The organism is Amycolatopsis sp. NPDC004169 (genome assembly GCF_040610315.1).
GTDB lineage: Bacteria > Actinomycetota > Actinomycetes > Mycobacteriales > Pseudonocardiaceae > Amycolatopsis.
Window position 1 is genome coordinate 1 of record NZ_JBEXMD010000003.1, and the last position, 15,959, is coordinate 15,959.

Here is a 15,959-nt window from a genome sequence, read left to right on the forward strand (position 1 = left end):
CCAGCCGCCGCCTGCCGGTGAGGTGGTCGTCGATCTTGACGTAGAGTGCGGTGAGAAGGGTGTTCAGGTCTGTCGTCACAAACGGATCTTGAACACCCTTCGCCCGTCTCCGGTCACCACCCAGACTTACGCATTACTCGTCTAGGCCCCGTGACATAGCACTTAGTGCATTGCCCATCGGGGTGGTCACCCGGTCAAATGGAGCGGTACGCCCGCGCCGCGGGGCCACTGGCCGGAAGGTGACCGATGACCTCGATCGACGTACTGCTCAAGCGCAACCAGGAACTCGGCGAGGTGACGCCCGGCGACCGGTCGTCCCCGAAGCCGTCGCTCCAGGTGGCCGTCCTGACCTGCATGGACGCCCGGATCCGGGTGTTCGAGCTGTTCGGTCTCCTGCAGGGTGAGTCGCACGTCCTCCGCAACGCCGGTGGCGTCGTCACCGACGACATGATCCGCTCGCTCGCCCTCTCCCAGCGCAAGCTGGGTACCCGCGAGGTGCTGATCGTCCAGCACACCGAGTGCGGCCTGTCGATGGTGACCGAGGACGATTTCAAGGACGAGCTGGAGCACGACACCGGCCTCCGGCCGACGTGGTCGGTCGAGGCGTTCCGCAGCGTCGAGAACAGCGTCCGGACGTCGGTGGAACGCGTGCGGCGCAGCGCCTACCTGCCGCACACCGAGAACGTGCGCGGGTTCGTCTACGACGTGAAGACCGGGAAGCTCACCGAGGTCAAGTAGGCTATCGTCGCCATTCAGATGTTCACGACATCCGAATGGGGACGACATGCGCGTGCTGTTCGCCGGGCTGGCGTCGGCCGGGCACACGTACCCGATGGTCCCGCTCGCGGTCGCGGCGCGGGACATCGGGCACGAGGTGCACTTCGCCGCCGGTGAGCACGTCCACGAGTCGCTGCGGGGGCTGAACCCGTTCCGGCCCGCGGACTCGTTCTACGAGATCTACGCCGAGGACATCGAGCCCGGCCTGAAGCGGCTGCGGCCGGACCTCGTCGTGCACGGCTGGGGCGTCCCGGAGGTGGGCGTCGCGGCGAAGCGCGCCGGGATCCCGGCGCTCTGGCACGGGTTCGGCCGGATGATCCCCGACGGCATCGGGTTCGAGCGGCCCGCCGGCGGGGTGCACCTCGACATCTGCCCGCCGTCCCTGCAGGACGCGGACTTCCTCGCGACCGCCGAGCGGATCGCGCTGCGGCCCGTCCCGTTCGCCGAGCCGGGCGCCTTCCGGGGGCCGCTGATCTACCTGACGCTCGGCACCGCCTTCGGCACCCCGGAGGTGCTCGAGACGGCGATCGAGGGCCTGGCCACGCTCGGCACACACGTCGTGGTGGCCACCGGCGGGGTGCCCATCGGGCCGCAGCCGGCCCACGTGACCACTCAGGCCTGGGTCCCGCAGGCGGCAGCGATCGCGCACGCGGACCTGGTCGTGCACCACGGCGGCAGCGGCACCACGCTGGGCGCGCTGGCCGCGGGCGTCCCGCAGCTCGTCCTGCCGCAGGGCGCCGACCAGTTCGCCAACGCCGAGGCCCTGCTCACCGCGGGGGCCGCGGTGCGGCTCCTGCCCGGCGAGCTGAGCGCGGACGCCGTCGCCGAACAGGCCAGGAAGGCCTGCTTCTGCCGCGACGCGGCCCGTGCGCTCGCCGAGGAGATCGCCGCCATGCCGTCGCCGGGTGAGGTCGCTCGCGAGCTGCCGAAGCACGCGAAGTAGCCTCCCCGGCGTGGCTGTGGACGCTGACGTACTGCTCGACTGGTTCTCCGCGCACGGCCGGGATCTCCCGTGGCGCGAGCCCACCTGCTCGGCCTGGGGTGTCCTGGTCAGCGAAATCATGCTGCAGCAGACCCCGGTCGTGCGGGTGCAGCCGATCTGGCACGAGTGGATGGCGCGCTGGCCGGTCCCGTCCGCGCTCGCCGCTTCGGCGCCGGGCGAGGTCGTGCGGGCCTGGGGCAAGCTGGGCTACCCGCGCCGGGCTTTGCGGCTGCACGAGGCCGCCGGTGTCATCGCCCGCGAGCACGGGGACGTCGTTCCGTCCGATGTGGACACCCTGCTCGCCCTGCCCGGGATCGGGGCCTACACCGCGCGGGCCGTCGCCGCGTTCGCTTACGGGCGGCGCGCGCCGGTCGTCGACACGAACGTGCGGCGGGTCGTCGCGCGGGCGGTGCACGGCGCCGGGGACGCCGGGCCCGCGTCCAACACCCGGGACATGAACGACGTCGAGGCGCTCCTGCCCGCCGAAGACGCGCCCGCGGCGAAGTTCTCCGCCGCGATCATGGAACTCGGCGCGCTGATCTGCACCGCACGCGCCCCGAAGTGCGCGGACTGCCCGATCTACGACGAGTGCGCGTGGCAGCTCGCCGGGCGGCCGGAGTACGCCGGCCCGGCCAAGCCGGTGCAGCGGTACGCGGGCACCGACCGGTACGTCCGCGGCCGGCTGCTCGACGTGCTGCGCGGCAGCGAGGGCCCGGTCGAGAAGGCGAAGCTGGACCTGGTCTGGCACGACGGCGGCCAGCGCGACCGCTGCCTGGACTCCTTGCTGGTCGACGGCCTGCTGGAGCAGACCCGCGACGGCCTCTTCGCCCTGCCGGGTGAACACTGACGCACCACAACAAAAGTTGGTCAATAGTTGTCATTGGCGCGCTGCGGAGTTACCGTTTCACGCATGGTCACTGTTGACCGCCGGACCCTGCTGAAGGCGGGGGTGACCGCTACCGCGGCCGGCGCACTGGGGATGACGACCACGGGTACGGCCGGCGCGGCCGTGCCGGTTCCGACGATCCACCCGACGTCCGACTGGGGCGCCCGGCCCGCCGCCGGCACCATCGTGGTGGAGAACCACAAGCCGACCTACATCGTCGTGCACCACGCGGTCGACCCGCCGATGAACGACGACTTTTCGCTCGAGCGCGCGTACTACGTCTCGCGGTTCATCCAGAACCTGCACATGGACAAGAACGGCTGGATCGACAGCGGCCAGCAGTTCACGAACAGCCGCGGCGGGTACATCACCGAGGGACGGCACCGCAGCCTGGAAATCCTCCGCGGCGGCACCCGGCACGTGCAGGGCGCCAACGTCGGCAACCACAACAGCGAGGTCATCGGCATCGAGAACGAGGGCCTCTACAGCACGGTGGACGTGCCGGCGGCGCTGTGGAACTCCCTCGTCTCGCTGGTCGCCTACATCGCGAGCCAGTACGGCATCGCGCCGGAGTTCATCAAGGGCCACCGCGACTTCAACTCGACCGAGTGCCCCGGCCAGGTGCTCTACAACCGGCTGCCGGAGCTGCGGACCGCCGTCGGGCGGGTTCTCGGCGTTCCGGTGGCGCGCGCCGAGGCCGAGTGGCCGCTGCTCAAGCCGGGTGACACGGGCCGTCGGGTGCAGCTGGCGCAGCAGTTCCTGCGCGCGTCCGGCTTCGACGTGCCGACGGACGGCGTCTTCGGGCAGTCCACAAAGGACGCCGTGGCCGCTTTGTCCGTTCAGGCCGGATTGCCGCGCCACACGTGCACCGCGACCAAGGTGACCGACGAAACCGGGTTCCTCGGCGCCGACGTCTGGCCGCTGATCGTCCCCTCGGACCGGTCGACGGCGGCCTGGCGGGCGGACCTGACACGCGCGTGACCAGGAGGTCGGTGCGCCGGGCTCAACGACGCGCTCGGTGTGCCGTCCTTCTGCTCACGCGCGGTTTCAGCGGTTCAGGACCTGGCTGAGGAAGGCCTCGACGGCGCCGCGGTAGAGCTCCGGGGCCTCGTCGTGCGGCAGGTGCGCCGAGCCCGGCACCACCAGGTGCTTCGCGTCGGGCACCCGCGAAGCGACTTCGGCCTGCTGGCCGGGTGGCATGGCCGTGTGCTCGCCCTCGACCAGCAGCAGCGGGCAGCGGATCGCCTCGACGACGTCCCAGTAGTCCCGGCGCCCCCATTCGGCGGCGATGACGTACAGGTCCTCGAGGTCCGCGACCAGGTGGAACCCGTCCGCACGCTCCTCGACGCAGTCCGCGAAGTACGCACCCGCGTCGCCGAAGAACTCGCGGACGTGGCCGAGCGAGGGGAACGGCACCGGCCAGCTCTCGAAGTACCCGCGCCAGGTCTCGACGGTCCGGCCGCGCTGGTCCGGCGCGAAGTCCTCGGAGACGACCGCGCGCACCAGCTCCGGGTACCGCGCGGCGGTCGCCCAGGCGTGCAGGCCGCCCATCGAGTGCCCGATCAGCACCGCCGGGCCGGCGTCGAGGCTTCGCAGCGCTTCGGCGACGTCGGCCGCGAAGCGCTCAGTGGTCCACGGGCCGACGCGCGGCGCGTTGCCGTGGCCGCGCGCGTCGAGGCCGTACACCGCGCCGTAGGGCCGGAGCCACTCCGCGACCCGCCACCACGTCCGCGCGCGACCCATCAAGCCGTGGAGCAGAACGATCGGCACACCGCTGCCGCCGAAACAGAGCACGCGGCCACCTAACCACAAAACCCCTGGTGCGGAACGTGACCAACCGATCGCAATCCATCACCTATGGTGGTCGTATGCGCCGCCGACTCACCGCACTGGCTGTCTGCGCCGCCGTGGTCCTCGCCGCGGCGTGCGGCGGCGACGCCGTCACCCTGCCGCCCCCGCCGCCGCCCATGCACCCGGTGCCGGGCGCGTCCGGCGCGGGCGATCCCTACTACCCCGAAGACGGCAACGGCGGTTACGACGCCCTCGCCTACCAGGTCGACGTGAAGTACGACCCGCCGAGCGGGCACCTCGACGGCGACACGACGGTGACCGCCAAGGCCACCCAGGACCTCAGCCGGTTCGACCTCGACCTGCGCGGGCTGGACGTGCACGGCGTCGAGGTCGACGGCAAACCGGCGACCTTCCGCCGCGAGAAGGAGTTCGAGCTGGTCGTCACGCCGGCCGCCCCGATCCGCGCCGGGACGACGTTCCGCACCCGGGTGCGCTACGGCGGCGACCCGGCCAAGACCCCGCACACCGGCGGCAGCGAGAACGGCTGGCAGCACTCGGCCGACGGCGGCGCGTTCATGGTCGGCGAGCCGCACTCGGCGGCGTTCTGGTACCCGGTGAACGAGACCCCGCGCGACAAGGCGGCCTTCACGCTCACCGCGCACGTCCCGCCGGGCTGGACGGTGATCTCGAACGGCCGCGAAGGCCCGCCGGGCACCTGGACCGAGCCCAACCCGGTGGCGAGCTACCTGACGACGATCGCGATCGGCAAGTTCGGTGTCGACAGATCGACGTTGCCGGACGGCACGCCGGTGGTCTCGGCGTACGCGCCGGGCACCGAGGCCCGCCGCGCGATCGGCGACCGCCTGCCGGAGGTGCTCGGCTTCCTGAGCAGCAAGTTCGGCCCGTACCCGCAGTCGGCGGCGGGCGGGATCTTCCTGGCCGAGAACGTCCCGTTCTCCCTGGAGACGCAGACCCGGCCGACGTACGCGAAGTGGGTCGACCTGCCGACGCTGGTGCACGAGAACGCCCACCAGTGGTTCGGCGACTCGGTCTCGCTGCGGGACTGGTCCGACATCTGCCTGAACGAGTGCTTCGCCTCGTATTCGCAGTGGCTGTGGGCCGAGCGCGAAGGCCAGAACCTGGACGACCGCTACCGCGCGGCCATCGAGATCACCCGCGGCAGCACGGACTTCTGGGCCCAGAAGCTGGTCGGCATGGGCCAGGGCCACGAGTTCGAAGGCGTGTACAACAAGGGCATCCTGGCCCTGCACGCGCTGCGCCGCGAGATCGGCGAACCGGCGTTCGCCAAGCTGCTGCGCGAGTGGCCGTCCCGCTTCCGCCACGGCAACGCGACCTGGGCCGACTTCGAAGCGATGGCGACGCGAATCGGCGGTAAGGACCTGCGCGCGTTCTTCGACACCTGGTTCCGGGGCACGAAGCTGCCCGCGGACGCCGACCTGTTCCCCGGATCACTGCGCAGCTGAAGCCGCCCCCGCGGCCGACTAGGGTGGACGGCATGAGTGTCGTGAAGATCAACGCGATCGAGGTTCCCGAGGGCGCCGGCCCCGAACTCGAGAAGCGGTTCGCCGCGCGCATGCACTCCGTCGACGAGCAGCCCGGCTTCCTCGGCTTCGAGCTGCTGCGCCCGGTCTCCGGCGAGACGCGCTACTTCGTCTACACGAAGTGGGAGTCCGAGGAGCACTACCAGGCGTGGGCGAAGGGCGGCCCGGCCGCCGCGGCGCACGCCGGCGAGCGGGCCAAGCCCGTGTCCACCGGGGCGAACCTGCTCGAGTTCGAGGTCGTCCTCGGTTCGCAGCCGGGTGAGTGAGCGGGCCGCCGAGCTTCTGGACGGTGCCGGCGCGCTGCTGATCTGCGCCGGCGCCGGCATGGGCGTCGACTCCGGGCTGCCGGACTTCCGCGGCGGCGAAGGCTTCTGGCGCGCGTACCCGCCGTACGCCCGGCTCGGCCTGCGGTTCGAAGAGCTCGCCGACCCGCGGCACTTCGCCGACGACCCCGAGCTGGCCTGGGGCTTCTACGGGCACCGGCTGGCGCTCTACCGCGGGACGGTGCCGCACGACGGCTTCCGGCTGCTGCGCGAGTTCGGCTCGGCCCTGCCCCACGGCGTCCGGGTCTTCACGTCCAATGTGGACGGCCAGTTCCAGGCGGCGGGCTTCGGTTCCGTGGCCGAAGCGCACGGCTCGATCCACCACCTGCAGTGCCTGGCCGGGTGCACGGCCGACATCTGGCCCGCCACCGAGGACGTCGTGGTCGACGAAGAGACCATGCGGGCGGTGCCGCCGCTGCCGTCGTGCCCCCGCTGCGGCGGCCTCGCCCGCCCCAACATCCTGATGTTCGGCGACTACTCCTGGGTCCCGGACCGCAGCCAGGCCCAGCTCGACGAGCTGACGGCGTGGCGCCGGACGGCCCGGGACCTGGTGGTCGTCGAACTCGGCGCGGGCCAGGCGGTGCCGACGGTCCGCCGCTACGCCGAGCTGGCCAGCGCGGCGACCGGCGCGTTGATCCGCATCAACCCGCGCGAACCCGAGATCCGCCACGGCCGCGGCGTCTCGATCGCGGCCGGCGCGCTGGAGACGCTCAAGCAGCTCCTGCCCGCAGCCAGAGATCGCGGTTCCCGGCGATGAGCACCCGGCCGTCGGCCAGGGTCGCGGCCACCTGCACCGGCGCCTCCCCGCAGCCCAGTTCGCCGCGCTGCCAGCTCTGACCGCCCCGCACCAAGACGGCCGAACAGTAGCGCGTGCGCTGGTTGTCCCGGAACGGTTCGCGGTTCTGCACCGCCAGCACGGGGTTGCCGTGCGCGTCCAGCGTGCCCGCCCCGAGCGCACCGGGCCCTGGAGCGTCCACGGTGGACCAGGAGCCCGGTTGGCCGAGCCGCGCGAACGGCTTCTGCGAGTGCCCGTCGGAAACCTCCCCGTAGAGCAGCCACTGCCCGCCGGCGGGCAGGATGCCGTGCACCAGCGTCTGGTCCGACGGCGTCGCGAGCTCCGACACCGTCCAGCTGCCGCCGCCGTCGTGGGACGCCCACAGCTGCAGCCGCGGGTTGGAAAACCCGGCCGCGAGCAGCTCGGGACCGGCCGCCGCCAGCACCCAGGGCGCGTCCGCGCCGTCCACGCCCTCGACGACCGGCATGATGACCGTGCGTTCCGTCTTGCCGTCGTCGTCCGACACCCAGGCCACCGGCCGGGTCGTCTGCCCGTCGAGGAATGCCGAGCCGACGGCAACGAGGTTGCCGCCCGACCGCGCCAGCGCCCGTAATTCGCGCCGGCCGCGCAGCTCGCCGAGTTCGGTGATCGTGCCGTCGGCGTCCCGGCGGGCGAACTTCGCGTGAGCGCCGATCACCGAGCCGTCCGGCCCGGGTACGGCGACCACGCCGGACAGCCCGCCACCACGCCAGCCGTTGCCCGCGGCTTCCGGACCGGGGCCGCCGCTGCCCGGTCCCGGGCTGATCTTCAGCTCGGTGCAGCCCGCGCCGCCGGTCCAGTTCGCGTTGACGTCGCGGTAGCCGTTCGCGAAATCGCCGAGGCCGAGCACACAGCCGGCCACCGGGACCAGCGCTTTCAGCCCCACGTTCGCCGGGACCCAGTCGCTGTCGGACGGGAACTGCACCGCGCCCGGGTGCACCTCGAAGCCGAGGGCGCTCTTCGGGCCGTCCGTCGAGGTGGCCGCGGGCTGCTGCCCGCAGGCAGCGACGAGCAGGACCAGGACCAGCGGCACGAGTCTTCGCATGCCGGTCAGCCTGCCGGCAACGCCGTCACGGAAGGCGGACTTCGGCGAACACCGCCCGGTGATCACTCCCGGCGACGTCGAACACCCGGTAGTCCAGCACCGCCGCGCGGTTGTCCACCGCCACGTGGTCGATCGTCACCACCGGCAGCGACGACGGCCACGTCGGGGCCAAGCCCGCGCCGCGCTCCTCGGCCGCGTCGCGGTAGCCGCGGGACAGGATCGTGCGGTACGCCGCGTGGTCGAGGGTCGCGTTGAAGTCGCCCGCCAGGATGCGCAGGCCGTGCTCGCCCGCCGGCTGCGAGAGGTCCTTGATCTCACGCTCCCACTGCGGCGTGTCGACGTCCGGGGACATCGGGTGGACGGCGACGATCTCGGCCACCACGCCGTCGCCGAGGTCGGCCTCCGCGCCCGGCTGCTTGGCCGCCGAGTCACCGGTCAGGTTGACCTCCTTCAGCGGGAAGCGGGCGGCGATCCCCGAGCCGAACGCGCCGGGCGCCGGGTGCAGCACCCGGTGCGGCAGCAGGTCGAACAGCCCGGCCGCGGTCAGCCGGTCGACCGCCGACGGCGTCATCTCGACCAGGTTGAGCACGTCGATCCGCTGCTCGCGCACCAGGTCGACGACGACCTTCGCATCCGCCTGGCCGTAGAGCAGGTTCGAGGAGAGGATGCGCAGCGTCTTGCCGTGCAGCTCACGCGGGTCGCTCGCCGACGTCCGCGGGAGGACGACCAGGGCCAGCGCGAGCGCCAGCACGAGCGCGACCCCGCCGGTCCACCACCGCCGCAACGCCAGTGACAGGCCGCCGAAGAGCACCCCGGCGGCGGCCGCGAACGGCGTCAGCGACAACGCCACCAGCGTATACCAGCCGCCGTCGTAGCCGACCAGCCGCAGCGCGGCCAGCAGCGCCAGTGGCACCACCGGGACCACCAGCAGGCCCGTGACCAGCGGGTTCTTCCGCCGCGACCGCGTCTCTTCCGCAATGACCATGCTGCCGAGTATGCCGAGACCGGCGCCGGGCGGCGCGTGCTCCGACAACTCCTCCACAAGATCTCCACCAGCGCCTGCCAGCCGCTGACAGCGCGCTGTGCGCGGCCTGTCAGCGCCACCGTCCACTGTTCTCCTCGGAAGCGACAGCGAAGGAGGACGCCCATGTCGCACGCGATCCAGGCCGAGGGCCTGGTCAAACACTTCGGGAACACCAAGGCGCTGGACGGGGTGGACCTCGAGGTCCCGTTCGGCCAGGTCGTGGGGGTGCTCGGGCCGAACGGCGCGGGCAAGACGACCGCCGTCCGGATCCTGGCCACGCTGATGAAACCGGACGCGGGCAGAGCCACGGTCGGCGGCTACGACGTGGTCACCGACCCGGTCCGGGTCCGCAGCCTGATCGGGCTGACCGGCCAGTACGCCTCGGTCGACGAGGACCTCAACGGCATCGAGAACCTCGTCCTGATCGGACGGCTGTACGGCTACTCCCGGGCCGACTCGAAGGCCCGCGCGACCGAGCTGATCGAGCGGTTCGAGCTGACCAAGGCGGCCAAGCGGCCGATCCGGACGTACTCGGGCGGCATGCGGCGGCGGCTGGACCTGGCCGCCAGCCTGGTCGGCCGGCCCGAGGTGCTCTACCTCGACGAGCCGACCACCGGGCTCGACCCGCACGCCCGCAACGAGGTCTGGGACGTCGTCCGCGGCCTGGTCGCCGAGGGCGCGACGGTGCTGCTGACCACGCAGTACCTGGAGGAGGCCGACCAGCTCGCCGACAAGATCACCGTGTTCGACCACGGCCGGGTCGTCGCCGACGGCCGCGCCGACGAGCTCAAGCGCCGGGTCGGCGGGCAGACGCTGCAGGTGCGGCCGACCCGGCTGACCGACATGGACGCCGTCAACCGGATCCTCGGTGACCTCTCCGGCGTCCGGCCGACCCGGGACGACGCGACCGGGCTGCTGACCGCACCGGTCAACGACCCGGTGCTGCTGTCCACCCTCGTCCGCAAGCTGGACGAAGCCGGGATCACCGCCGACGAGCTGGCGCTGCGGCTGCCCAGCCTCGACGAGGTGTTCCTCGCCCTGACCGGGCACACCGCCGAAGAGCCCACCGAGAACAAGGCCCTCGAAGGGAGCCTGGCATGACGACGCTGGCCCTCGACCGCCCGGCCCCGCCGCGGCACATCAGCCCCGCCAAGGGGTTCCAGCACGCGCTTTCGCTCGCGTGGCGCGGCATCCTGAAGATCCGCAAGAACCCCGAGCAGCTCGCCGACGTCACCCTGATGCCGATCGTCTTCCTGGTGATCTTCGTCTACCTGTTCGGCGGCGCGCTGTCCGGCTCGATCGACGCCTACCTGCAGATGGTCGTGCCGGGCGTCATCGTGATGAACATCCTGCAGGCGTGCCTGACCGTCGGCGTGCAGCTCAACACCGACGTCACCAAGGGCGTGTTCGACCGGTTCCGCAGCATGCCGATCGCCCGCTCGGCACCGCTGATCGGCGCGGTGCTCGCCGACGTCGTGCGGTACGTCGTCTGCCTGACCGTGCTGATGATCGTGGCGACGATCATGGGCTACCGGATCGCGACCAGCCCCGGCGAGTTCGCGGTGGCGATCCTGCTCGCGCTGGCGTTCGGGCTGAGCTTCTGCTGGGGCTCGGTGTTCGTCGGCATGCTGATGAAGACGCCGGGCTCGGCGCAGGCGCTGATGTTCGTCTTCATCATGCCGCTGACGTTCGGCTCCAACGTGTTCGTGCAGACGAACACCATGCCGGGCTGGCTGCGGGCGTGGGCGGACATCAGCCCGGTCAGCCTGATGGCGAACGCGCTGCGCGGCCTGATGAACGGCGGCGCGGTGGCCGGTCCGCTGGCCGGGGCGCTGGCCTGGATGGCCGGTGCGGTGCTCGTGTTCTTCCCGCTGGCCACCTGGGCCTACCGCCGGCGGGTCTGAGAAGGCGCACACACGGGGGTGAGTCGCGCCGGGGGAAGCCGGAGGGGACGTTCGCGGGGGCGGACGTCCCCTCCGGCACGCCGTCAGTCCAGTTCGGCCAGCAGCCAGGCCACCGTGTCCTTTTTGGACAGCGCGCGGCCCTCCCGGTAGCGGGCGTCGTAGTCCGGGAGTGCCGCGCGGAGCACGTCGATGAGCGCCCGGACCTCGGGACTGCCGAGGTCGAGCCGCCCGCGGATCACCGCGGACGCGGCGAGCACCCTGGCCGCCGTCTCGGGACGGCCTTGCCGCTCGCGGATCATCGCCAGCAGTTCCACCGCCCCGGCCAGGTCCGGCATGTCGCCACGCCGGTTCGTCGCCCGGATCGCGATCAGCGCGTGCGGTTCCGCCTCGTCGGCGCGGTCCTGGGCGAGCAGGATCCGCGCCTCGAACGCGTGCAGGAACTCGTCGCCGATCCCGCCGGGGAACCAGTCCTCGCCGCCCATCGCGGCCACCCGGTCGAGCAGCGCCCGAGCCTCGGCCAGCCGGCCCGTGCGCAGCAGCAGCTCGAGCCTGCCGAACATCAGGATGGCCCGGTGCTGCAGGTTCGTGATGCCTTCGCCGTAGCGCTCCGCGGCCTCCTGGTCGCGCCAGGCGCCCTCGAAGTCCCCGGCGCGCGCCCGCTCGACGGCCAGCCGCCACCAGTGCTGCACGGCGTCCTCGTAGGACCGCAGCTCCATCGACAGCGCCAGGCCCTGCTGGTAGATCTCGATGGCCTTGTCGCTCTCGCCGTTCTGCGACAGCGCGTACGCCTTGAAGCTCAGCGTCATCGCGATGCCCCAGCGGTCGCCGACCGCTTCGAACCCGGCGTGGGCCAAGTCGCGCGCCCGGTCGGCGCCCTCGACGTCCCCCTCGTCGTCAAGCAGGAAGCTCTCCACCCAGTGGCCGCCGGCGCGGGTCCACGGGTCCGGGTGCTGCTCCGCCCGGCGCACTTCGCGGATGGCGATCTCGCGGTCGCCACCCAGGAAAGCCAGCATCGGCAGGGCCACCGCGAGCCCCGGGTAGCGGTCGACGGCGTTGCTGCGCACGCAGGCGTCGACCAGCCGGAGGATCGCCGGCTGGTCGGACCGGACCGGGATCGCGTCCATCAGGTAGAGGAGCGCCTGGTAGGCGGCCAGTACCGCCGGCGGCAGCCGGTCGCCGAACTCGAGGGTCTCGCGGATCAGCGAGCCGATCCGGCTGCCCTGGCCGAGGATGGTGAGGTACCAGAACATCCCGTCCAGCAACGCCACCGTGTTGTCCACATCGGACATCTCGATGGCGCCGCGCAGGGCGGCGATCATGTTGGCGCTCTCGGCTTCGTACCGGTCGATCGCCTGCAGCTGGTCGGCCGTGCGCAGCAGCGGCTCCAGGCGCTGCGCGAGTTCGGCGTAGTAACCGGCCATCGACCGGCGCACCCGGTCGTGCTCCCCCGACTCCACCAGCCGCTCGGTGGCGTAGACCCGCAGCGTCTCGAGCATCCGGTACCGCGGCTCGCCGCCGGCGTCGACGGTATCCACTATGGACTTCTCGACCAGGCTGCCCAGCACGTACGGCACGTCGGCCGCGGGCAGCAGCTCGTCGGCGCACACCGCTTCGATCGGCGCCAGCTCGGCGCCGCCCGCGAACACCGCGAGCCGCCGGGCCAGCACCAGCTCGGGCTCGGCCAGCAGTTCCCAGCTCCACTCGACGACCGCGCGCAGCGTCCGCTGCCGCGGCAGGGCCGTCCGGCTGCCCGAGGTGAGCAGCCGGAACCGGTCGCCGAGCCGCCCGGCGATCTGGGCCACGGTCATCGACCGCAGCCGCGCCGCGGCCAGCTCCAGCGCCAGCGGCATCCCGTCGAGCCGGCGGCAGATCTCCCCGACGTGGTCCACAGTGGACTCGTCGAGCACGAAGTCGGGGCGGACCGCGGCGGCCCGGTCGAGGAACAGCCGCGTGGAGTCGAGCTCGGCGGCCTCCGCGGGCGCGGCGCGTTCCGCGGGCACCGGCAGCGGCCCGAGCGGGCACAGCGCCTCACCGGTGATGGCCAGCGGCTCGCGGCTGGTGGCCAGGATCCGCAGCCGCGGCGCCCGGTGCAGCAGCTCGTCGGCCAGCCGCGCGGCGGCGTCGACGACGTGCTCGCAGTTGTCCAGCACCAGCAGGGCTTCCTCGCCGCCGAGCACCTCGACGGCCTGTTCCACCGGCTCCGGCTGGCGGCGGTTGATCTCGGTCTCGGCGCGGATCTCCCGGACCTCGAGCGCGCCGAGCAGCGCACCGGGGACGTCGTCGGGGTCGCGGACGCCGGCCAGCGCCGCGAACCAGACCCGGCCCCGCTGGTGCGCGGGGTGCCGCGACGCCGCTTCGGTGGCCAGCCGGGTCTTGCCTGCCCCGCCCGGCCCGGTCAGGGTGACCAGCCGGGCGCCGGCGAGCAGTTCGGCCAGCAGCTTGAGCTCGTCGTCGCGGCCGACGAACGTGGTCAGCCGGGTCGGCAGCCGATCGGCCACCGGCGCCGGCGGCGCGAATTCACCGCGCAGCGCGGCGACGTGGATTTCCTGCAGTTCGGCCGACGGGTCGACGCCGAGCTGGTCGGCCAGGGTGCGGCGGATCCCGGCGTAGACGGACAGCGCCTCCGACTGCCGCCCGGCGGCGCACAGCGCGCGGATCCGCAGGCCGGCGAGCCGTTCGCGCAGCGGGTCGGCGTCGGCTGCCGCGGTCAGATCGGCCAGCACGGCGGCGTGCCTGCCCAGCCGGATCAGCGCGTCGAACCGGTCTTCGGCGGCCTCGGCCCGCAGCTCGGTGAGCCGCCGGGCCGGCGCGGGTGCGAAGGGCGCGTCGAGGACATCGGCGAGCGCGGCACCCTGCCAGAGGGTAAGGGCCTCGGTGAGCAGATCGGCGGCCCGCGCATCATGGCCGGCGGCCAGCGCCCGCCGTCCATCGGCGGCGAGCCGTTCGAACCGCTCGGCGTCGACGTCGCCGGCCGCCACCGCGAGCCGGTACCCGCCAGGTCCGGATTCGACGGCCACCGGCAGGACCTTCCGCAGCCGCGAGACCAGCGACTGCAGGGCATTGGCCGCGTCCGAGGGGGAATCGGCGCCCCAGAGCCCGTCGACGAGAGCGTCGGCGGGCACGGCGCGCCCGGCGTCCAGCGCCAGCCTGGCCAGGAGCATGCGGAGGCGGGCACCGCCGATGTCGATCGGCGTGCCGTCGTCTTCCGCCGCCCGCAGCGGGCCCAGCAGCGCAACGCGCATGCGTCCAGCTTTCCAGACGGCGGGCCGGTGCCGGGGCGGGCCGACGTAAGTGCTGATTATCCGGACAAAAAAGACGCGCTCTCCCGGATCACCCGTTCGTGGCGATACGTTGCGGACGATGCCCATCCGCATACGGACAGGAGCGTTCATGAGGGGACAGAAACCGGTCGTGGTGGCGGCCGCCGTGGTCGCCGGCCTCTGCCTCGGCGCCGGTGCCGCCGCGGCCGGCGACGGCTGGAGTGCGCCGAAGCCCGGCAGCGACGGCGCCGGCGACAGCTACTACCCGCAGGACGGCAACGGCGGCTACGACGTCGCCGACTACAACCTCAAGGTCGGCTACGACCCGGCGTCGCACCAGCTCACCGGGAACCAGACCATCTCCGCGCAGGCCACCCAGTCGCTCAGCTCGTTCGACCTGGACCTGCACGGACTGACCGTCGACTCGGTGAAAGTCGACGGCCGGGACGCGAAGTTCTCCCGCACCGGCGACCACGAACTGGTCATCACGCCGTCGCGCGCGCTGTGGCGCGGTCAGCGCTTCCAGGTCAAGATCGCCTACCACGGCGTGCCCGCGCCGATCGACGACCCGGCGCTGGGCAACAACGGCTGGCAGTTCGCCCAGGCGGGCGGCGCGTTCGTCGCCGGCGAGCCGAAGTCGGCCACCACCTGGTACCCGGTCAACGACACCCCGCTCGACAAGGCCACCTTCCACCTCGCGATCACCGTGCCCGACGAGTGGGGCGTGATCGCCAACGGCCGCGAGAAGCCGTCGGTCAAGACGCCGAACGGCGCCACGCACGTCTGGGCCGAAGAGACGCCGATCGTGCCGTACATGACGACGGTCGCGATCGACAAGTGGACGTTCGACCGCCAGAAGCGCAAGGACGGCACGCCGATCGTCAGCGCGTTCGCGCCCGGCACGCCGGATTCGACGAAGCAGGCCGAAGCGCGGCTGCCGGAGATCCTCGACTTCCTCGAGTCGAAGTTCGGCAAGTACCCGATCGACGCGGCGGGCGGCATCTTCCTCAACGAGCAGATCGGCTTCTCGCTGGAGACGATGAGCCGGCCGATCTACTCGGCGGGCTGGGCGGGCACGGTGCCGACGATCGTCCACGAGAACGCCCACCAGTGGTACGGCGACTCGGTCGCGGTCGCACACTGGCGGGACGTCTGCCTCAACGAGTGCTTCGCCTCCTACGCCACCTGGCTGTGGGACGAGGCGAAGGAAGGCGTCGACCTGAACGCGCAGTACGCCAACGACGTCAAGACCGCGTCGGCGCGGCTCTGGAACGGCAAGCTGTACGACATGGGTCAGGGCAACGAGTTCACGTACGTGTACTCGAAGGGCCCGATGATGCTGCACGCGCTGCGCAACTACATCGGTGAACAGGCGTTCTCCTGGGTGCTGAAGACGTGGCCGTCGCTGCACCGCGACGGGAACGCGAGCGTGCAGGAGTTCCAGCGGTTCACCGAGTTCGCCGCGCACCGGAGCCTCCAGGGCTTCTTCGACGCGTGGGTGTACGGCACCGGCAAGCCGGCCGACCAGTACCTCTACCCGGGCGGGCTCAAGCCCGCCGCGTGAGCGCGGTCGTCGAGGCCACCCTGCGGA

At 72.2% G+C, this 15,959-nt stretch carries 14 protein-coding genes; 10 read left to right on the forward strand and 4 right to left on the reverse strand.

What is annotated here, in order from left to right:
- Positions 1–246 precede the first annotated feature (246 nt).
- From ABZX11_RS04580 to ABZX11_RS04595, 4 genes are all read left to right on the forward strand, one after another.
- Complete coding sequence (locus ABZX11_RS04580; RefSeq protein WP_176174383.1) at positions 247–738, forward strand: carbonic anhydrase; 492 nt, start codon at positions 247–249, stop codon at positions 736–738.
- 46 nt (positions 739–784) lie between these two features.
- Complete coding sequence (locus ABZX11_RS04585) at positions 785–1,720, forward strand: nucleotide disphospho-sugar-binding domain-containing protein (protein ID WP_354909877.1); 936 nt, start codon at positions 785–787, stop codon at positions 1,718–1,720.
- Between the two features lie 10 nt (positions 1,721–1,730).
- Complete coding sequence (locus tag ABZX11_RS04590; RefSeq protein WP_354909879.1) at positions 1,731–2,606, forward strand: A/G-specific adenine glycosylase; 876 nt, start codon at positions 1,731–1,733, stop codon at positions 2,604–2,606.
- Between the two features lie 63 nt (positions 2,607–2,669).
- Positions 2,670–3,626: an N-acetylmuramoyl-L-alanine amidase gene (locus tag ABZX11_RS04595; protein WP_354909881.1), complete on the forward strand. Its 957-nt coding sequence runs from the start codon at positions 2,670–2,672 to the stop codon at positions 3,624–3,626.
- A gap of 66 nt (positions 3,627–3,692) precedes the next feature.
- Here the strand turns inward: ABZX11_RS04595 and ABZX11_RS04600 are convergent, their stop codons facing one another.
- Entirely contained in the window at positions 3,693–4,439 is a 747-nt protein-coding gene (locus tag ABZX11_RS04600; protein WP_354909883.1) for an alpha/beta hydrolase, read from the reverse strand.
- Positions 4,440–4,513: 74 nt separating this feature from the next.
- On the opposite strand from ABZX11_RS04600, the gene ABZX11_RS04605 reads away from it, so the two are divergent.
- Genes ABZX11_RS04605 through ABZX11_RS04615 form a run of 3 tightly spaced genes read left to right on the forward strand, consistent with a single transcriptional unit; the run spans position 4,514 to position 7,078 of the window.
- Positions 4,514–5,920, forward strand: a complete 1,407-nt coding sequence (locus tag ABZX11_RS04605; RefSeq protein WP_354909885.1) for a M1 family metallopeptidase — start codon at positions 4,514–4,516, stop codon at positions 5,918–5,920.
- 32 nt (positions 5,921–5,952) lie between these two features.
- Complete coding sequence (locus ABZX11_RS04610; protein WP_354909887.1) at positions 5,953–6,264, forward strand: antibiotic biosynthesis monooxygenase; 312 nt, start codon at positions 5,953–5,955, stop codon at positions 6,262–6,264.
- Positions 6,257–7,078: a Sir2 family NAD-dependent protein deacetylase gene (locus ABZX11_RS04615; protein WP_176174376.1), complete on the forward strand. Its 822-nt coding sequence runs from the start codon at positions 6,257–6,259 to the stop codon at positions 7,076–7,078. Before ABZX11_RS04610 ends, ABZX11_RS04615 begins: the two co-directional genes overlap by 8 nt.
- On the opposite strand, the gene ABZX11_RS04620 is transcribed toward ABZX11_RS04615, so the two are convergent.
- Positions 7,032–8,180, reverse strand: a complete 1,149-nt coding sequence (locus ABZX11_RS04620; RefSeq protein WP_354909891.1) for a hypothetical protein — start codon at positions 8,178–8,180, stop codon at positions 7,032–7,034. The genes ABZX11_RS04615 and ABZX11_RS04620 overlap by 47 nt on opposite strands.
- Before the next feature lie 25 nt (positions 8,181–8,205).
- The gene (locus tag ABZX11_RS04625; RefSeq protein WP_354909894.1) at positions 8,206–9,222 is read right to left on the reverse strand and encodes an endonuclease/exonuclease/phosphatase family protein; all 1,017 of its coding nucleotides are present in this window, start codon (positions 9,220–9,222) and stop codon (positions 8,206–8,208) included.
- A 105-nt stretch (positions 9,223–9,327) separates the two neighbouring features.
- Here ABZX11_RS04625 and ABZX11_RS04630 point away from each other — a divergent pair, with 105 nt between their 5' ends.
- Both ABZX11_RS04630 and ABZX11_RS04635 read left to right on the forward strand, forming a co-directional pair.
- Entirely contained in the window at positions 9,328–10,305 is a 978-nt protein-coding gene (locus ABZX11_RS04630; protein WP_354909896.1) for an ATP-binding cassette domain-containing protein, read from the forward strand.
- Positions 10,302–11,108 carry an ABC transporter permease gene (locus tag ABZX11_RS04635; RefSeq protein WP_354909899.1) on the forward strand — a complete coding sequence of 269 codons (807 nt, stop codon included), beginning with the start codon at positions 10,302–10,304 and terminating at the stop codon, positions 11,106–11,108. The genes ABZX11_RS04630 and ABZX11_RS04635 overlap by 4 nt, the downstream gene beginning before the upstream one ends.
- A gap of 83 nt (positions 11,109–11,191) precedes the next feature.
- Here the strand turns inward: ABZX11_RS04635 and ABZX11_RS04640 are convergent, their stop codons facing one another.
- A complete protein-coding gene (locus ABZX11_RS04640; RefSeq protein ID WP_354909901.1) occupies positions 11,192–14,350 on the reverse strand; it encodes a BTAD domain-containing putative transcriptional regulator in 3,159 nt (1,052 codons plus the stop codon).
- Positions 14,351–14,498: 148 nt separating this feature from the next.
- Between ABZX11_RS04640 and ABZX11_RS04645 the strand changes: the two genes are divergently transcribed.
- Positions 14,499–15,932, forward strand: a complete 1,434-nt coding sequence (locus ABZX11_RS04645; protein ID WP_354909903.1) for a M1 family metallopeptidase — start codon at positions 14,499–14,501, stop codon at positions 15,930–15,932.
- Positions 15,933–15,959: the final 27 nt, after the last annotated feature.

Coding starts and splice junctions, on each gene's coding strand:
- ABZX11_RS04580 (WP_176174383.1), top strand. CDS start 247: ATGACCTCGATCGACGTACTGCTCAAGCGCAACCAGGAACTCGGCGAG.
- ABZX11_RS04585 (WP_354909877.1), top strand. CDS start 785: ATGCGCGTGCTGTTCGCCGGGCTGGCGTCGGCCGGGCACACGTACCCG.
- ABZX11_RS04595 (WP_354909881.1), top strand. CDS start 2,670: ATGGTCACTGTTGACCGCCGGACCCTGCTGAAGGCGGGGGTGACCGCT.
- ABZX11_RS04605 (WP_354909885.1), top strand. CDS start 4,514: ATGCGCCGCCGACTCACCGCACTGGCTGTCTGCGCCGCCGTGGTCCTC.
- ABZX11_RS04610 (WP_354909887.1), top strand. CDS start 5,953: ATGAGTGTCGTGAAGATCAACGCGATCGAGGTTCCCGAGGGCGCCGGC.
- ABZX11_RS04620 (WP_354909891.1), bottom strand. CDS start 8,180: ATGCGAAGACTCGTGCCGCTGGTCCTGGTCCTGCTCGTCGCTGCCTGC.
- ABZX11_RS04630 (WP_354909896.1), top strand. CDS start 9,328: ATGTCGCACGCGATCCAGGCCGAGGGCCTGGTCAAACACTTCGGGAAC.
- ABZX11_RS04635 (WP_354909899.1), top strand. CDS start 10,302: ATGACGACGCTGGCCCTCGACCGCCCGGCCCCGCCGCGGCACATCAGC.
- ABZX11_RS04640 (WP_354909901.1), bottom strand. CDS start 14,350: ATGCGCGTTGCGCTGCTGGGCCCGCTGCGGGCGGCGGAAGACGACGGC.
- ABZX11_RS04645 (WP_354909903.1), top strand. CDS start 14,499: ATGAGGGGACAGAAACCGGTCGTGGTGGCGGCCGCCGTGGTCGCCGGC.